The organism is Streptomyces sp. NRRL B-3229, from assembly GCF_000719505.1.
GTDB classification, from domain to species: Bacteria; Actinomycetota; Actinomycetes; order Streptomycetales; family Streptomycetaceae; genus Streptomyces; species Streptomyces griseorubiginosus.
Genome location: NZ_JOGP01000003.1, coordinates 110,899 through 126,582, shown reverse-complemented (window position 1 = coordinate 126,582; position 15,684 = coordinate 110,899). Strand labels below are relative to the sequence as shown.

The 15,684-nt window shown below is 70.6% G+C and carries 14 protein-coding genes; 4 read left to right on the top strand and 10 right to left on the bottom strand.

Annotated features, from left to right (window positions below; all coding sequences use genetic code 11):
- Positions 1 to 7: 7 nt before the first annotated feature.
- Together IF54_RS0105490 and IF54_RS0105485 are read right to left on the bottom strand one after the other, a co-directional pair.
- A complete protein-coding gene (locus tag IF54_RS0105490; protein ID WP_030315087.1) occupies positions 8 to 865 on the bottom strand; it encodes a phospholipid scramblase-related protein in 858 nt (285 codons plus the stop codon).
- Between the two features lie 63 nt (positions 866 to 928).
- Positions 929 to 2,983: a phosphocholine-specific phospholipase C gene (locus IF54_RS0105485; RefSeq protein WP_030315084.1), complete on the bottom strand. Its 2,055-nt coding sequence runs from the start codon at positions 2,981 to 2,983 to the stop codon at positions 929 to 931.
- 156 nt (positions 2,984 to 3,139) lie between these two features.
- Here IF54_RS0105485 and IF54_RS0105480 point away from each other — a divergent pair, with 156 nt between their 5' ends.
- A complete protein-coding gene (locus IF54_RS0105480) occupies positions 3,140 to 4,438 on the top strand; it encodes an MFS transporter (protein ID WP_030315083.1) in 1,299 nt (432 codons plus the stop codon).
- Here the strand turns inward: IF54_RS0105480 and IF54_RS0105475 are convergent.
- From IF54_RS0105475 to IF54_RS0105435, 8 genes are all read right to left on the bottom strand, one after another.
- A complete protein-coding gene (locus IF54_RS0105475) occupies positions 4,385 to 5,356 on the bottom strand; it encodes a sugar phosphate isomerase/epimerase family protein (RefSeq protein ID WP_030315082.1) in 972 nt (323 codons plus the stop codon). The genes IF54_RS0105480 and IF54_RS0105475 overlap by 54 nt on opposite strands.
- Complete coding sequence (locus IF54_RS0105470; RefSeq protein ID WP_030315077.1) at positions 5,353 to 5,964, bottom strand: nucleoside deaminase; 612 nt, start codon at positions 5,962 to 5,964, stop codon at positions 5,353 to 5,355. The genes IF54_RS0105475 and IF54_RS0105470 overlap by 4 nt, the downstream gene beginning before the upstream one ends.
- A gap of 35 nt (positions 5,965 to 5,999) precedes the next feature.
- Positions 6,000 to 7,508, bottom strand: coding sequence for a GMC oxidoreductase (locus IF54_RS0105465; RefSeq protein ID WP_030315075.1), 1,509 nt, complete (start codon positions 7,506 to 7,508; stop codon positions 6,000 to 6,002).
- A 30-nt stretch (positions 7,509 to 7,538) separates the two neighbouring features.
- Complete coding sequence (locus tag IF54_RS0105460; protein WP_037819350.1) at positions 7,539 to 8,684, bottom strand: ROK family transcriptional regulator; 1,146 nt, start codon at positions 8,682 to 8,684, stop codon at positions 7,539 to 7,541.
- Between the two features lie 88 nt (positions 8,685 to 8,772).
- Positions 8,773 to 9,594 carry a carbohydrate ABC transporter permease gene (locus IF54_RS0105450; RefSeq protein WP_030315071.1) on the bottom strand — a complete coding sequence of 274 codons (822 nt, stop codon included), beginning with the start codon at positions 9,592 to 9,594 and terminating at the stop codon, positions 8,773 to 8,775.
- Complete coding sequence (locus IF54_RS0105445; RefSeq protein WP_030315069.1) at positions 9,591 to 10,532, bottom strand: carbohydrate ABC transporter permease; 942 nt, start codon at positions 10,530 to 10,532, stop codon at positions 9,591 to 9,593. The genes IF54_RS0105450 and IF54_RS0105445 overlap by 4 nt, the downstream gene beginning before the upstream one ends.
- Complete coding sequence (locus tag IF54_RS0105440) at positions 10,532 to 11,830, bottom strand: extracellular solute-binding protein (protein WP_030315068.1); 1,299 nt, start codon at positions 11,828 to 11,830, stop codon at positions 10,532 to 10,534. The genes IF54_RS0105445 and IF54_RS0105440 overlap by 1 nt, the downstream gene beginning before the upstream one ends.
- Before the next feature lie 198 nt (positions 11,831 to 12,028).
- Complete coding sequence (locus IF54_RS0105435; RefSeq protein WP_030315066.1) at positions 12,029 to 13,099, bottom strand: chitinase; 1,071 nt, start codon at positions 13,097 to 13,099, stop codon at positions 12,029 to 12,031.
- Positions 13,100 to 13,355: 256 nt separating this feature from the next.
- Here IF54_RS0105435 and IF54_RS0105430 point away from each other — a divergent pair, with 256 nt between their 5' ends.
- The 3 genes from IF54_RS0105430 to IF54_RS0105420 are packed head-to-tail and all read left to right on the top strand — an operon-like array spanning position 13,356 to position 15,594.
- Positions 13,356 to 14,429: an aromatic ring-hydroxylating dioxygenase subunit alpha gene (locus tag IF54_RS0105430; RefSeq protein ID WP_030315065.1), complete on the top strand. Its 1,074-nt coding sequence runs from the start codon at positions 13,356 to 13,358 to the stop codon at positions 14,427 to 14,429.
- Positions 14,426 to 14,659, top strand: coding sequence for a hypothetical protein (locus IF54_RS0105425; RefSeq protein ID WP_030315063.1), 234 nt, complete (start codon positions 14,426 to 14,428; stop codon positions 14,657 to 14,659). The genes IF54_RS0105430 and IF54_RS0105425 overlap by 4 nt, the downstream gene beginning before the upstream one ends.
- Positions 14,656 to 15,594, top strand: coding sequence for a PDR/VanB family oxidoreductase (locus IF54_RS0105420; RefSeq protein WP_030315061.1), 939 nt, complete (start codon positions 14,656 to 14,658; stop codon positions 15,592 to 15,594). The genes IF54_RS0105425 and IF54_RS0105420 overlap by 4 nt, the downstream gene beginning before the upstream one ends.
- Positions 15,595 to 15,684 lie beyond the last annotated feature (90 nt).

The following is a 15,684-nucleotide window of genomic DNA, read 5'->3' as shown; positions in this document are numbered from 1 at the left end:
GGCCCGGTCAGCCGAACCCCCGGGCGTCCTGCTTCAGCGCCGTGTCCACGGTCAGCGCCGTGGCGACCACCAGGCTCAACAGCGGCTCGGGCAACTGGTAGTGGATCTGGAGGACATAGTTGTCCGCGGTCGTGAACATCGTCTTGGCCAGCCCCTCCCACGTCTTCGTGATCCGGGCCACCTCGTTCCCCGCGTGGTCGACGATCGCGAAGTTCCACGCCCGCCAGTTCTCCGCCTTGATCGCGCCGACCTGCTGACCGTCCACCATCAGCGCAAAGTTGATCTTCCCGATCATGTTCTGCTGGACGATCTCACCGACCGGCGAACCGTCCGGACGCTCCACGATCACACGGGACTTGAAGATCTTTCCCGGCCGGGTCAGCAGCAGGACCGGCTGCCCGTGGGCGTCCCGGATCTCCAGCCTGATCTTCATGAACTGGTCGATGCTCCACAGGAAGCGCACGATCTTCCGCAGCGCGCTCTGCCCGACCTGGGTGACCGAGCCGATCTGCTGACCGTGCTGGTCCATGACCTTGTACTCGTTGGTCAGCTCGATCAGCTTGGCCTTCTGGTTCACCACCAGCACCGGCTCGGTGAAGAGCGTGCCGCCGCCCGCACCGCCCGCAGTGACCCCGGCCTGCTGCTGCACCTGACGCTGCACGCGCGCGTCGGGGCCGGCCGCCTGCTGCGGTATCTGGGGCGCCTGCTGGGCCGGCGGGGCCTGGACGGCCTGGGCCTGGCCCGCCGCCTGCTGCTGGCCGTTGGTGTGCTGGGTCCACTGCGCCCCGTCCCAGTAACGGAGCGTCTGGGGCGCTCCGTGCGGATCGGGGTACCAACCGGCAGGTGTGTTCGAATGCGTGGTCACCGGGGCACATTACCCCGGGACCATCGCGATCCGGCCACCTGTTCGGCGGCTTGCGCAGCGGCTTTACCCGGTGATGACGGCCGGGTCGCTCACTCCGGGGCGCCCGTTCTCGACATGTCCGGCGAATCGCCTGAGGAACGCCGGGTCCCCGTCGGCCGTCACGGTGAGGTCGTACCAGCGGCGGCTCCTGGCGAGGCCGAAGGTGTGCCGCACGGTGGTGCCGGGCCGCACGGTGAAGGTCCGCACCCGGTCGCCGTAGCCGCTCTCGACCTTCAGACGGACCAGGCCGGAGCCGCTGTTGGTGAAGGTCAGCTCGATGTCGTCACCACTGTGACGGGCGGTGACCTCGGGCCCGGCGGTCTTGTTCGACCCCTTGAAGGAGCGCAGGAAGCCGTTGGGGCCGTGCACGGTCAGGTCGTACGACCCCTTCGAGTACGCCGAGTTCCAGGTGTCCGAGACGGACTTGCCGGCCTCGGTGGTGTAACTCCAGGGCCCGTCCGTGCGGTTGCCGGAGGTCACCAGGAAGGCGGCGCCGGCCTTGGCCCCTGAGGCGAAGGCGAGCGTGAACCTGCCGCCCTTCGCGTCGACCGAACCGTCCACGTGCGGGGCGTACTTGAGCGGGCGGGCCGGACGCAGTCCGCGTTCCTGCTTCGGCAGGGCTCCGACGGCGGGCGGGACCGGCACGTAGTCGGGGTGTCGCACGCGGTCCGGCGGCTCGAAGCCGTCCGTGTCCGGCAGGGCAACCGGCTTGGTGTCCTTGCGGGAGAAGTCGAAGGCCGCCGTGAGGTCGCCGCACACGGCCCGCCGCCAGGGCGAGATGTTGGGCTCGTGGACGCCGAAGCGGCGCTCCAGGAAGCGGATGATCGATGTGTGGTCGAGCGTCTCTGAACAGACGTAACCGCCCTTGCTCCAGGGCGAGACGACGAGCATGGGCACGCGCTGACCGAGGCCGTAGGGGCCGGCCGGGTGGCTGGCGCTGCCCTGGAACAGGTCGAGGGCCGGGTCGACCGTGGACTTGCCCTGTGCGGCGGAACCCGCCGGGTAGGCCGGGACGACGTGGTCGAAGAAGCCGTCGTTCTCGTCGTAGGTGATGAACACGGCTGTCCTCGCCCAGACCTTCGGGTCGGAGGTGAGCGCGTCCAGGACCTGGGCGACGTACCAGGCGCCGTAGTTCGCGGGCCAGTTGGGGTGCTCGGTGAAGGCCTCCGGGGCGACGATCCAGGAGACCTGGGGCAGTTTCCCGGCCTTGACGTCGGCCTTGAGCTGGTCGAAGTAGCCCTCACCCTTGGTGTAGTCGGTGCCGGTGCGGGCCTTGTCGTACAGCGGGTCGCCGGGCTTGGCGTTGCGGTACTGGTTGAAGTACAGCAGCGAGTTGTCGCCGTAGTTGCCCCGGTAGGCGTCCGGGATCCAGCCCCAGGAGCCGTTCGCGTCGAGCCCGTCGCCGACGTCCTGGTAGATCTTCCAGGAAACCCCTGCCTTCTCCAGGCGCTCGGGGTAGGTAGTCCAGCCGTAGCCCGCCTCGTCGTTGCCGAGGACCGGGCCGCCGCCCTGGCCGTCGTTGCCCGTGTAACCCGTCCACATGTAGTAGCGGTTCGGGTCGGTCGAGCCGATGAACGAGCAGTGGTAGGCGTCGCAGATGGTGAAGGAGTCGGCGAGGGCGTAGTGGAAGGGGATGTCCTCGCGGGTCAGGTACGCCATCGTCGTGGACCCCTTGTTGGGGACCCATTTGTCGTACTTGCCCCCGTTGAAGGCGGCGTGTCCGTCGTTCCAGCCGTGCGGCAGGTCCTGGATGAACTGCATGCCCAGGTCGTTCGCCTCGGGCCGGAAGGGCAGGATCTCCTTGCCGTTCCGGTCGGTCTGGTGCCAGACGGACTTGCCGCTGTCCAGCGTGACCGGGCGCGGGTCGCCGAAGCCGCGCACGCCCCTGAGCGAGCCGAAGTAGTGGTCGAAGGAGCGGTTCTCCTGCATCAGGACGACGACGTGCTCGACGTCCTCGATGGTCCCGGTGCGGTGGTGGGCCGGGAGGGCGGCGGCGCGCTGGATGCTGTTCGACAACGCGCTGAAGGCCGTGGTGGCACCCGCGAGTTGGAGGAATCTGCGCCGGTTGACGTCAGTCATGAGTGAGGGGACCTCTCATCCTGCGCATCGGTGGCCGGAACGTGACGGAAGGTGCGCGCAGCGAGTTTTCCAAGTCCACCAAACGACAGGGAAGGGTCTGGTGTCGCTGATGTGAAAGTCGCGGGTACGGGAGGTGTGATGCGGCGCGAGCGGGGGATGGTCGCGATCATGACAGAGACGACACGTCCGGTGGCGCCGCCCGCGAAACGGCCTGTACGCCAGCTGTTGGCTGCCTCCGTGGGCAACGCCGTGGAGTGGTACGACTGGTACGCCTACACGTTTCTGGCCACCTACATCGCTGCCGCCGTCTTCCCCAAGGGCGCGGACAACTCGCTCGTGCCGCTGCTCTCGACGTTCGCCGTGTTCGCGGTCGGGTTCTTCATGCGGCCGGTCGGCGGGCTGCTGATGGGGGCGATCGCGGACCGGCACGGGCGGCGGGCCGCGCTGACGGTCACCATCCTGCTGATGGGCGGCAGCAGCCTGCTGGTCGGACTGACGCCGACGTACGCGGCGGTGGGCGTGCTGTCCCCGGTCGTCCTGGTGCTCGCCCGACTGCTCCAAGGGCTGTCCGTGGGAGGGGAGTTCGCGGCCTCGACGACCTTCCTGGTGGAGTCGGCGGGCCCGGGCCGGCGCGGGCTGTTCTCCAGCTTCCAGTACGTGTCGACGACCGCCGGGCAGCTCCTCGCGTCCGGGATCGCCACCGTGCTGGTGGACACACTGAGCGAGGGACGGATGGACGCCTGGGGCTGGCGGGTGCCGTTCGTGCTCGGGGCCGCGCTGTCCCTGGTCGGCTTCTGGATCCGGCAGGGCGCGCAGGAGACCCGCAGCGCGGAGCAGCGGTCGGCGCCGCGGCCCGCCCTGCTGGAGGCGCTGCGACGCCATCCCCGCGAGTCGCTGCTGATCTGCGGGATCACCATGGGCGGCACGATCGCGTACTACACCTGGACGTCGTACCTGCCCACGTACGCCGAACTCAACGCCGGGGTGGACAAGTCCGACGCCTTGCTCGCGGGCACGATCTCGCTGGCCTTCTTCGGTCTGCTCCAGCCGCTGGGCGGCCTGCTGTCGGACCGGTTCGGACGGCGGCCGCTGCTGCTGTTCTTCGGGGTCGGGTTCGCGCTGCTGAGCGTGCCGCTGCTGCACGCGCTGCGGGACTCGTTCGCGGTCCTGCTGCTCGTGCAGTGCGCGGGGATGGTGCTGCTGACCGGGTTCACCTCGATCAGCGCGGCGGTGAACGCGGAGGTGTTCCCGCCCCGGGTGCGGGCGGCCGGGATCGGGTTCCCGTACTCCCTGACGGTCGCGCTGTTCGGCGGGACGGCGCCGTACATCGGCACGCTGTTCAAGGAGTTGGGACACGCCGGGTTGTTCCCCTGGTACGTGGCCCTCCTGTGCCTCGGCTCGTCACTGGTCTACCTGCGGCTCCCGGAGACCGCTCACGGCGAACTGCGCCGCTAGCACCCGCTTCGCGACGGCTGTGCCGGCCCGCAGCGCGACCACCGGATCGGCGGCCTCGTCCAGTTCGATCAGGACCGTGTCCGCGCCGGGCGTGCGGGACATCGCGTCCGCCCAGCCGTCCCAGTCGACGATCCCCCTGCCCAGCTCCGCCATGTACGGCTGCTGCCGGGAGTACACCGTGTCGTCGACGGTGAGATGGACGTCGATCGGAGCGACCGCGTCCTTCCAGTGGGCCAGCGTGATGCGCGGAGTGTGGCGCCGGGCCACCGCGACGGGGTCGCCGCCGCCCAGCGCGATGTGGCAGGAGTCCGGGCACAGCCAGACGTAGCGCGGGTCGGTCAGAGCCATGAACAGGTCGATGTCCCGCTCGTACCAGAGGGTGCTGTGGGACTCGGTGTGGAACGCCAGCCGCACCCCGGACCGGGACACCGCCTCGCCCACCGCGTGCGCGATGTCGGCCATCCGGTTCATGTAGGCGGCGTCGACGAAGAAGGGCGGGCGGGTGCCGTACGTCGTCCTCATCGGCAGTCCGGCGACGAGGACCTCGGCGCCCACCTCGGCCAGGAAGGCGGCGCGGCGCTCCGCGTCCGCGACGATCGCGGACAGGTTGCCGCCGTGCCGCCAGTCGGGGGCGTCGCTGTCGGCGACGAAGGCGCTGACGACCGCCAGACCGCGGCCGGCCAGTTCCCGGCGGAACGCCTCCGCGCTGCCGAAGGCGCGCAGGGCCGAGTCGATGTTGCCGGGCGCGAACGTCAGCTCGATGCCGGTGACCTCGGTCTCGGCCAGCGTGTCCAGCACCCGTCCCCAGAAGCGGTCCGGACGGTCCGCGGCCCAGGCGCGGACCGCGTCGGCGGAGTCGCGGTCCCAGAAGCCGGGGTGGTGGAAGGTGACGACGTCCGTCGCGAAGCGGGGGCTCATTCCGCTCCCCCGCGCGCGTTGTAGACGACGACGTCGTCGGACTCGTCGACGGCCTTGCGGTAGTTCCGGAACACCGCGAGCGCCTCGTCCCTGAGGACGTCTCCCACGACCTCGATGCCTCGGTTCTCGAACTGCTCGGCCCAGTCGGAGCCGACCGGGCCCTCGTCGAAGGTCGTGATCTCCTCCAGTTCCGGACCCTCACCCGCGACCACCAGTCCGCGCACTCCGGACCACATCGTGGCGCCGTAACACTGCACGCAGGGGCGCCAGTTGACGACCAGTTCGTGGGACGGCAGGCCGTCGCCGCCGAGGTCCCAGCTGCCGGTGGCGACCTGGGCGAGGCCGAGGGCGACGACCTCGGCGTGCGCGCTGGAGACTCCGGTGGACAGCACGACGTTCACGCCGACGGAGACGATCCGGCCGGAGGCGCGCTCGGCGACGAGCGCGGCGAACGGACCGCCGTTGCCCTCGCGCCAGTTGCGGTCGGCGAGGCGGTGCACGAGACGCATCCGGTCCTCGTGGGTGGGCAGGGTGGCGGGCGTGTCGGCGAGTTCGTCGTCGATCCAGGCGGGCAGGGCGATGCGGTATTCCCTGGCGATGTCGGTCACTTTCGGTTCCTCTCGATGGTTCAGGTGCCAGTCGTTCACATGCGCGCGGTGACGGCACGGGCGGCCCGTACCGCGGTGACGGCGCCGGTCAGGGTGACGTTGGCGGCCATCGCCGTGGGAACGACTCCGTTCCCCGCCAGATACAGGTTGTCGAAGCCCCACACCCTTCCGTCCGGGTCGCACACGCTGGTGCCGTCGTCGCTGACGCCTGCCCGGACCGTGCCGGTGAGATGCAGCGAGGAACCGGGCGGCAGCACGGTGGACTCGGTCGCGGGATCGAAGGGGCCGAACTCCTCGGCGACGGAACGGACTTCGTCCAGCGCCCGGCGGATCAGCGCACGGTCGGCCTCGGAGTAGCCGAACTCGACGCGGATGCGGGGCAGCCCGGCGAGATCGGTCCCGCTCGCCGAGAACACGAGCCGGTTCTGCGGTCGCGACTCGACGGGGACGTACAGCGACAGACCGACGGAGTGCGCGAGGGGCCGGCCGGTCCCGTCGACGTAGGTGCGGTTCATGATCTGGCCGTGGAAGGGCTGGGCGGGCCCGTTGCAGGGCAGCCACAGCGAGTCCGTGCTGAACTCGCCGGGACGCGGCAGGGGCAGGGCGTCGGCGTCCAGGCCGAACCGGTCGAGGTCGAGCAGGACGCGGGCGGTGACGAAGGCGTGCTCGTTGAGCCGGCGGCCCAGGGCCTCGGGTCGGATGCCGGAGGCGTACAGGAGTTGCGGGGTGCGCAGGGCGTCGGCGCACACCACCACGGTGCCGGCACGGAGTTCGGACTCGGTGCCGTCGGCGACGCGGCGCAGACGGGCCCTCGTGACCCGGCCGCCTTCCGTGCCGAGGGCGGTCACGAGGGTGCCGGTGAGGAGGGTGAAGGCCGGATCGCCGCCCTGCGCGAGGGCGGGGAAGATCGTCCCGGGGGCCGTGCGGGGCATGGGGCCCGAGGGTGTGGGGGTGACGGCCATGGGCATGGGCTGCGGGGCCCGGTCGGCGGGTCCTGCGCCTCCGTAGCGTCGGCGCAGGACATCGAGGACGAGTTCGCCGACCTTGGTCGGGCCGATCGCGGCGGGGGTGACGGCGAGCAGCCTGCGTGCGGTGTCGAGGTCGGCCGCCCAGGCGTCGGGGTCGCCGAAGTCGAAGACCTCGTCCGGGGCGGGCCAGGGGGTGGCGGCGGTCCAGTGGACGCCCATGCCGCCCGCGTTCCAGGCGAGCGCGGCCTGCGGCATCGCCTCGGCGTCCTGGCCGAAGGCGAGGGCGTGGAACATGCCGGGAGTGAGGCCGGGAAGGCTGTCCGCCACCTCCCGGACCACCTCCGCTCCCGTGTACATGCCCTGGATGCCGGTGGCGACCTTCTCGTTGTAGCGGGCCCACAGCTCGGGATCGTCGAGGTCGTGCAGGTGCCGCCCGGGCGCACCGCCGATCGGGCTGCCGCCGTCGGCCATGGTGATGTGCAGCGCCGGATCGCTCCTGCGCAGGAGGCGGGCCACGAGGGAGCCCATGATGCCGCTGCCCACGATGAGGACATCCGTGCGGGGGGTGTGGGTCAAGTGGAGCTCCGGGTGCGTGTGGTGTGGGGGTCAGTCGACCGGGACGAGCGGTCCGAACAGTTCGGTGTCCATGCGGTCCAGGGCGAGCTTCACCGCGCCGACGAGCGGGGCGTCGTGGCCGAGCGCGGTGGCGCGCAGTTCGACCGCGGGGGCCCGGGCGTCCCGCAACACGGCGCGCACCCGCGGCAGCAGGACGTCGGCGGCGTCCTCGAGGCCGCCGCCGAGGACGATGAGCGAGGGGGCGACCGTCCAGGACAGGGTGATGAGGATCGAGGCGATGTTCTCCACGAACTCGTCGACCTCGGCGAGCGCGGCGGTGTCACCGGCGCGGGCCGCCTCGAACCGGGCCAGGGCGAGGGCGCGTTGGGCGGCCAGCGGAGAGGTCAGGGCGGCGACCGGCCGGTCCTCGACCGAGCCGGCCGGCATCGAGCGTGCCTCGACGATCTCACCCGCGGCACCGTCGAGCCCACGGTGCACGGCCCCCCTGATGAGGATGCCGAGCCCGGTCCGGTTTCCGAGCATCGCCCAGACGACGTTGTCGTGATCCGCGGCGATTCCCCGCCAACGCTCCGCCAGCGCACCGAGGTTGGTGTCGTTGTCGGCGAACCAGGGCACCGGGACGCGCCGGCCGAGCTCCTCGGGCAGGTGCACGCCCTCCCAGCGGGTGGTGTGCACCAGACGCCGTACGACTCCCTCGTCGTCGATGGCACCGCCGCCCGCGATGGCCCCGGCGCGCAGCCGGTCCACCGAGCCGCCGGCGTCGTCGAGGGCCCGGCGGACCAGACCGGCGGCGTCGTCGAGGGTGGTGTCCGGATTTTCGTAGGCGCGCAGCGGACCATGGGCCCGGCCGAGGATGTGGCCGCGCACATCGGCGACGACGGCGGAGGCGTCGACGGTCGTGACCCGTACGGCGGCCAACAGGGCGTGTTCGGCCCGCAGTTCGTAACGGCGGGCCGGGCGTCCGGCGCAGCCGCTGATGGGCACCCGGTCGAGTTCGGCGACCCAGCCCGCCTCGACGAGCGAGTCCAGGACCAGCTCGATCGTGCGACGGGACAGAGCGGTCTGCGCGGCGAGTTCGGTGAGTTTCCGCGGGCCGGCCGACACCGCCAACGCCCTCAGGATCACGGAGGTGTTGACCCGTCGTACGGCACTCTGGTTCATGCCGGCGATCAGCACGCGTCTCCTCCCGTCACCGGGTCGTAGCCGCTCCTGATGCCGATCGCGAACTCGGAGGCCACCCGGGTCCGGACGGTGACCCGCGTGCTCATCGCAGCCCCGTTCCGGCGATGCCCTGCACGAAGTAGCGCTGGAGGAAGAGGAAGAGCACGAGCACCGGCAGCATCACGACGATCGCCCCCGCGAGCAGCAGGCCGTAGTCGGTGACATGGGCCGCGGCCTGACTGGTGGCGGCGAGGCCGACCGGGAGGGTGTAGGTGGACATGCTCTGGGCGACGACCAGCGGCCAGATGAAGTTGTTCCACGAGTTGAGGAACGACATGATCGTGATCGTGGCGACGGCGGGTCCGGCCAGCGGCAGGAAGATCCTGAAGAAGATCCGGAACTCGCCGGCGCCGTCGATGCGGGCCGCTTCGAGGAGTTCGTCGGGGATCGACAGGGCGTACTGGCGCACGATGAAGACCGACAGCGGGAGCGCGGCGCCGGGCAGGGCGATCCCGGTGAGGGTGTCCGCGAGGCCCAGGTCCACGGTGATCACGAACTGGGTGACGAACACCGCGGTGAACGGCACCATCATCGCCGCCATGACCGCGCCGAACGCGAGCCGCCGGCCCGCGAAGTCGAGCTTGGCGAGGGCGTACCCGGCGGCCGAGGCGGCCAGGATGTTCCCGGCGACCACGATCAGCGCGACGACGACACTGTTGACCAGGAACCGGCCGAAGCCCTGGGTCTCGAACAGCCGCGTGAAGTTGCCGAAGGTGAGCTGGTGCGGGAACAGGGCCCCGGGGTCGGAGCGGATCTCGTCCAGGCTGCGCAGCGAGCCGCTCACCCCCCACGCGAAGGGCAGCAGGGTGAGCAGAGCGCACAGCACCAGGGCTGCGTACAGCAGGGGTCGGGCGGCACGGTTCATGTGCGGGACCTCAGCAGCCGGAACTGGACGACGCTGACCACGGTCACCAGGGCGAGCGTCACGAAGGACGCCGCCGAGGACATCCCGAACTCGCCCGCGCCGAACTGGCGGTAGGTGTACAGCGCGACCGACTCGGTGGAGCCGAGCGGGCCGCCGCCGGTGAGGAGGTAGGGCTCGTCGAAGACCTGGAGGTAGAAGACGGTCAGCAGGACGGAGACCATGAGGGTGGTGGGCAGCAGCAACGGCAGCGTGATGTGCCGGAGTTGGCGCCACCGGCCGGCCCCGTCCAGGGCGGCGGCCTCGTACACGTCCCGCGGGACCGCCTGGAGACCGGCGAGGAACAGCACCATGGCGGTGCCGAAGTTGCGCCAGACGCCGAGCAGGATGACGACCGGCATGGCCAGGTCGGGGTCGTCCAGCCAGTTCGGTCCGGCGAACCCGACCGCGCCGAGCAGCTTGTTCACCGTGCCGTCGACGTGGAAGGCGTACTGCCAGATCAGCGCGACGGCCACGACGTTGGTGACGACGGGAGCGAAGAAGACCGTCCGGAAGGCACCGCGCAGCCTGCTGACGCCGGAGTTCAGCACGAGGGCCAGAGCGAAACCGGCGCCCATCGTCAGGGGCACGCCCACGGCCACGAAGAGGGCGGTGTTGAGGATGTCCCGTACGAAGGTGTCGTCCTGGAACAGCCGGAGGTAGTTGTCGATGCCGGTGAAGTCCACGGCGAACGGGGTGCGCAGGTCGGCGCCGCGGATGTCGGTGAGGCTCAGGGCGAGCGCGGCGACCGTGGGGATCGCCGTGTAGACCACGAAGACGACGCCGAAGGGGGCGAGGAAGAGCCACGCGACCGCGGTGCGGCGGGCCCGGGACGCCCTGGGTGCAGCCGTCTTCGGTACGGCCCGGGCCCTCTTGGTGGCCGGTACGGCGGTCGTGGTCATCACTTCCTGCCCGTGCCGACGCTCTCGGCGTACGCCTGGATGGCCGCGGCCGCCTTCGCCGCGGTCTGCCTGCCCTTGGCGACGGCCTCCATCTCCTTGCCCAGCCGGGTCGCGACCTGCTGCCAGGTGCTGATCTGAGGGAACGCCCGGGTGTTCTTGAGCTGGGTGAGAAAGGCCGCCATGAGCGGCTGGCCCTTGATCACCGGGTCGTCCCAGGCGGAGACGACGGCCGGCAGCGATCCGTAGGCCTTGTACTGCGCGACCTGGGTGGTGGGCTTGGCCAGGTACCGGACGAGCTTCCAGGCGGCGTCCGGGTTCCCGCTGTCGGCGAGCACGCCCCAGGTACCGCCCGCGGAGAAGGAGACGCTGCTCGACGCTCCGGCGGGCAGCGGGGCGGTGGCGACATGGGAGGCCGTCCAGCCGCTCTTCTTGGCGGCGGTGTCGAGCTGGCCGATGACCCAGGGGCCGGTGATCATGCTCGCTGTTCTGCCCGAGACGAAGTACGGCTGTGCGTCGAGGAAGGTCGGCCCACTGGTGTCGGCGGTCCCGGCGGTGAAGAAGGACGCGTTGTAGTCGAGGGCGTCGATCATCTGGGGCGTGTCGAGGTTCCACCTGCCGTCGGAGGTGACGAGTGAGCCGCCGGCCTGCCAGGCGTACATGGCGACGTCCTGGCCGTTGAAGATGTCCCACCCGATGTCGGCCCCCAGGGCGTGGGCGGCACCGGCGCTCTGGAGACCCTTGAGGAAGGGTTCCATCCCGGCCCAGGTGGTCGGCGCCTCGACGCCCGCCTTCCTGGCCAGATCCGATCGGTAGACCAGTGCGTACGTGTACGCGTACCAGGGCACCGTGTAGGCCACGTCGTTCACGACGCCGGCGTCCCAGAGGCTCTTGAAGAAGCTGCCCGGATCCACCAGGCCGTCCGGCACGGGCCGCAGGGTCGAGGAGTCGAGGAACTGCGCCTGCGACTCGGGGAAGAACTGGGCCACGTCCGGTCCCTTGCGCGCCGCGACGGCCGCCTGGAGCTTGGTGTAGTACTCCGCGTTCGGGATCAGCGTGGTCTTCACGACCAGGTCGGGGTTGGCGGCCTTGAACGGCTTGACGACCGAGCCGAGCACGTCGGCGTCGCCCTGGGCGGCCCAGACGTTCACGGTGCCGGTGGCCGGGGACGCGTCGACCTTTTTGGCGCCGGAGGCAGCGGCCGCGTCGTCTTGGCGCCCGCAGCCGGCCAGGGGGAGCGCGGCGCCGAGGGCCGTTCCGGCGGTCAGCCGCAGGGCGGTGCGGCGGGAGAGGTGGGGCACGGGGACTCCTGTGACACGGGATTCCTCACGAGTACTGAGGTCAGTGGCGTGGTGTGTCCCGACGCTAGGAACCGCGTGTTTCGGCCACGTGGCCGTCCTCGCCCCGAATAATTTCGGAACTTGTAGCGAAATCGGCTGGGGCGTGGGCCCGGCGCGTTTCTCCGCACCGGGCCCACGCCCCAGCTCTGCGGTGGACCGCTAGCTGTGGCCTGGGCTCGTGAACCGCTCGAAGGTGTGGCTGAAGGCCCAGGTGTCCTGGGCGATGCCGGAGCAGGAGTCGGAGCCCCCGGTGCCCGGGCAGCCGCCGTTGTCGCGCTGGAGGGCCCAGAAGGAGAGGGTGTTGATCCTTCTGGCCTCGGCCCACTTCTCGACGGCGGCGGCGTTCTCGACCGTGAAGGTCTCCTCGGGGCCGTAGTCGTCGATGCCGGGCATCTCGATGACGCCGATCATGCGCCACAGCCGGGCGGAGCTCTTCTTCGGGTACAGGGCGGCCAGTTGGGCGTGCAGCCCCTCGGCGGCCGTCACGGTGTCGGCCGCCATGTCGTGCGTGGCGCCGTCGTAGTAGTCGAAGGTCATGAGGTTGACGACGTCCACGCGGGCGCCGTTGTCGACGGCGTTGCGGAGCACGGCGAGGCCGTTGGCCTCCAGGCCCTTGGTGGAGGTCGGCAGGGTGTAGGAGAACTGAACGGTGCGGCCGGTGCGTTCGGCCCAGCGCTGCACCTTGGCGATGGCCTTGTTGCGGCGGTCGATGCCGGCGGCGTTGTCGATCGAGTCGCCTTCGACGTCGAGGTCGATGCGGGTGATGCCGTACGTGGTGACCAGGCTCCGGAAGACCCCGGCGATCGCGTCGACGCTGGTGCAGCTGTCCGCCAGTTCGGTGCCGGTGGTGTCCGCGGACCAGCCGCCGAAGGAGGGGATGGCGTTTCCGCCGCGCGCCTGGAGGGTGGCGATGTCCCGGCCGAGGGCCGCCTTCGAGATCGGCAGGGTGGTGTCGCCGTTCCAGTAGGCGGTGCAGGAACCGGGCGCGGCCGTCTGGAGGAAGGCCAGGGTGAGGTACCTGTTGCCGGAGGCGGCGGCGAGGTCGGCGGGGCTCCCGCCGGTCCAGGACTCGACGTAGGGGGCGGCCACCTGGGCCGGCAGGGGCTTGCCGAAGCCGGAGGACGAGGGCGAGAGGGGCGCCGCGAGTGCGCCCCCTCCCCCGAGGCCGACGAGCCCGGCGGACAGAGCGCTGACGCTCAGACAGGACAGCAGTGTGCGAAGTCGTCTCACTGACGCTCCCAGGGGAAAGGGCAGGCGGGGACAGCGGAAGGACAGAAACGCGGGGTGGATCGGTGCCCATGATTGGACTAGACCACATAACTGTCAAGGTTCTTTACAGTTAGCTTGCCGACCGGTGCCCGACCGCTGTCCGACCGGTGCCGGGACAGGGGTCCGCCCCTCTCCTTCCGTGAGACGGAAGCGGTATTGCCGGGCCCCGGCCGCCGCCAAGACGATGCCACCACCACGACAGACGGGAGCCGCAACGATGCCGCACATGACCGCCTTCGCCAGGAACCAGTGGTACGTCGCCGCCTACAGCCACGAGGTCGGCCGCGAGGAACTGCTCGGACGCACCGTCCTCGGCGAGCCGCTCGTCTTCTACCGGACCGAGGAGGACGGCACACCCGTCGCGCTCGCCGACCGCTGTGTGCACCGCCGGTTCCCGCTGCACGAGAAGCCCAGCCGGCTCGACGGCGACAAACTGGTCTGCGGCTACCACGGGTTCACCTACGACACGACGGGCACCTGTGTGTACGTGCCGGGCCAGAAGCGCGTGCCGCGTACCGCCCGGGTCGCCTCCTACCCCGTGGTCGAGCAGGACTCGCTGGTCTGGGTGTGGATAGGCGACCCGGCGCTCGCCGACGCCGACACCATCCCCCGCGCCCGGCACCTCGACTCCCCCGGCTGGGTCACCGTGCGCGGCATGGAGCCCATCGACGCCGACTACGGTCTGCTGGTCGACAACCTCCTCGACCTGTCCCACGAGACGTATCTGCACGGCGGTTACATCGGCACCCCCGAGGTCGCCGAGACGCCGATCACCACGGAGGTCGACGAGGGCGCCGGCATCGTCCGGGTGAGCCGGCACATGGACGACGCCGCCTGTCCGCCCTTCTACGCGAAGTCCACCGGCATCGAGGGCCGGATCACCCGCTGGCAGGACATCGAGTACCACGCTCCCTGCCTGTACCTGCTGCACAGCCGCATCGCCCCGGTCGGCGTGCTGCCGGAGGCGGACGGCAGCGACCCGAACGGCTTCCACACCGAGATCACCTACGCCATCACACCGTCCGCCGACGGGCACGTGTACGACTTCTGGATGGTCTCGCGCGACTGGGCGACCGAGGACACCGAGGTCACCGAGTTCCTGCGGGGCAACAACCACACGGTGGTCATGCAGGACGTGGACGCCCTCAACCTGCTCCAGCGGACGCTCGGCACCGAGCGCGCCGGTTACCAGGAGCTCAGCATCAACATCGACACCGGCGGTCTCGCCGCCCGCCGCATCCTCGCCCGTCTCGTCGAGGAAGGCGACAAGCCCGTGGAGAAGGTCCTGTGAGTGCCGGACCCACCGGGGAGATCTACCGCATCGACTGGCTGCCGGGCACCGACACCCTGCACGGCACCTGCCACTGCGGCCGCGAGCACACCGCGCAGGACCCGATCGAGATGTGGGAGTGGATGCTCGCCCACCCGCAGGGACACGAGCCGTCCGCACCCGAGCCGCAAGGACACGAGCCGCGCGGAAGTGAGCCGCGAGGACCCGAGCCGCGAGGACACCGTTCATGAGTGACGCGTACGAAGCCGAACTCGTCGTCGAGCACCGCGAGTCGGCGGCCGACGGCGTACTGGCCCTCACCCTGCGCCACCCGCTGGGCGAACAGCTCCCGGCCTGGGAGCCCGGTGCCCACATCGACGTGCTGCTCGGGCCGGGCCTGGAGCGCCAGTACTCCCTGTGCGGCGACCCCGCCGACCGCGCCCGGTGGCGGATCGCCGTGCTGCGCGAGCCGGTCGGGCGCGGTGGATCGGCCCATGTGCACGAGCACCTGAACCAGGGCGACAAGGTGCGGGTGCGCGGTCCGCGCAACCACTTCGCCCTGCGGCCCGCACCGCGTTACCTCTTCATCGCGGGCGGCATCGGGATCACCCCGATCCTCCCGATGCTCGCGGCCGCGGAGAGCGAGGGCGCTCAGTGGACCCTGCTGTACGGCGGCCGGACGCGCAACTCCATGGCTTTCACCGAGGAGTTGAGCCGCTACGGCGACCGCGTCACCGTCGCACCGCAGGACGAGACCGGCTTGCTGGACCTGCCGTCGGTGCTCGACGGCGTCCCCGAGGGCACCCTCGTCTACTGCTGCGGGCCCGGCCCGCTCCTGGACGCGGTGGAGCAGCGCTGCCCGGCCGGACTGCTGCACGTGGAGCGGTTCGCGCCGAAGGAGCAGGAGGAGGGCGAGAACACCGAGTTCGAGGTGGAGCTGGCGCAGACCGGCACGACGGTCACCGTCGCCCCGGACGTGTCGGTACTCGACGCCGTGCGTGCCTGTGGGGTGGAGGTGCTGTTCTCCTGCACCGAGGGCACCTGCGGCACCTGTGAGACCGACGTCCTCGAAGGCACTCCGGACCACCGGGACTCGGTACTTACGGACGAGGAGCGGCAGGCCGGGGAGACGATGATGATCTGCGTGTCCCGGTGCCGGGGGAAGAGGCTCGTGCTGGACCTGTAAATCCCTTGTGTTCTCAACCAGTTGCTCCGGATGCGGGTCGGCGATCTGGGCCTGCGCGACGCTGACGTTGTACCGTGCGGTCTGCGCACA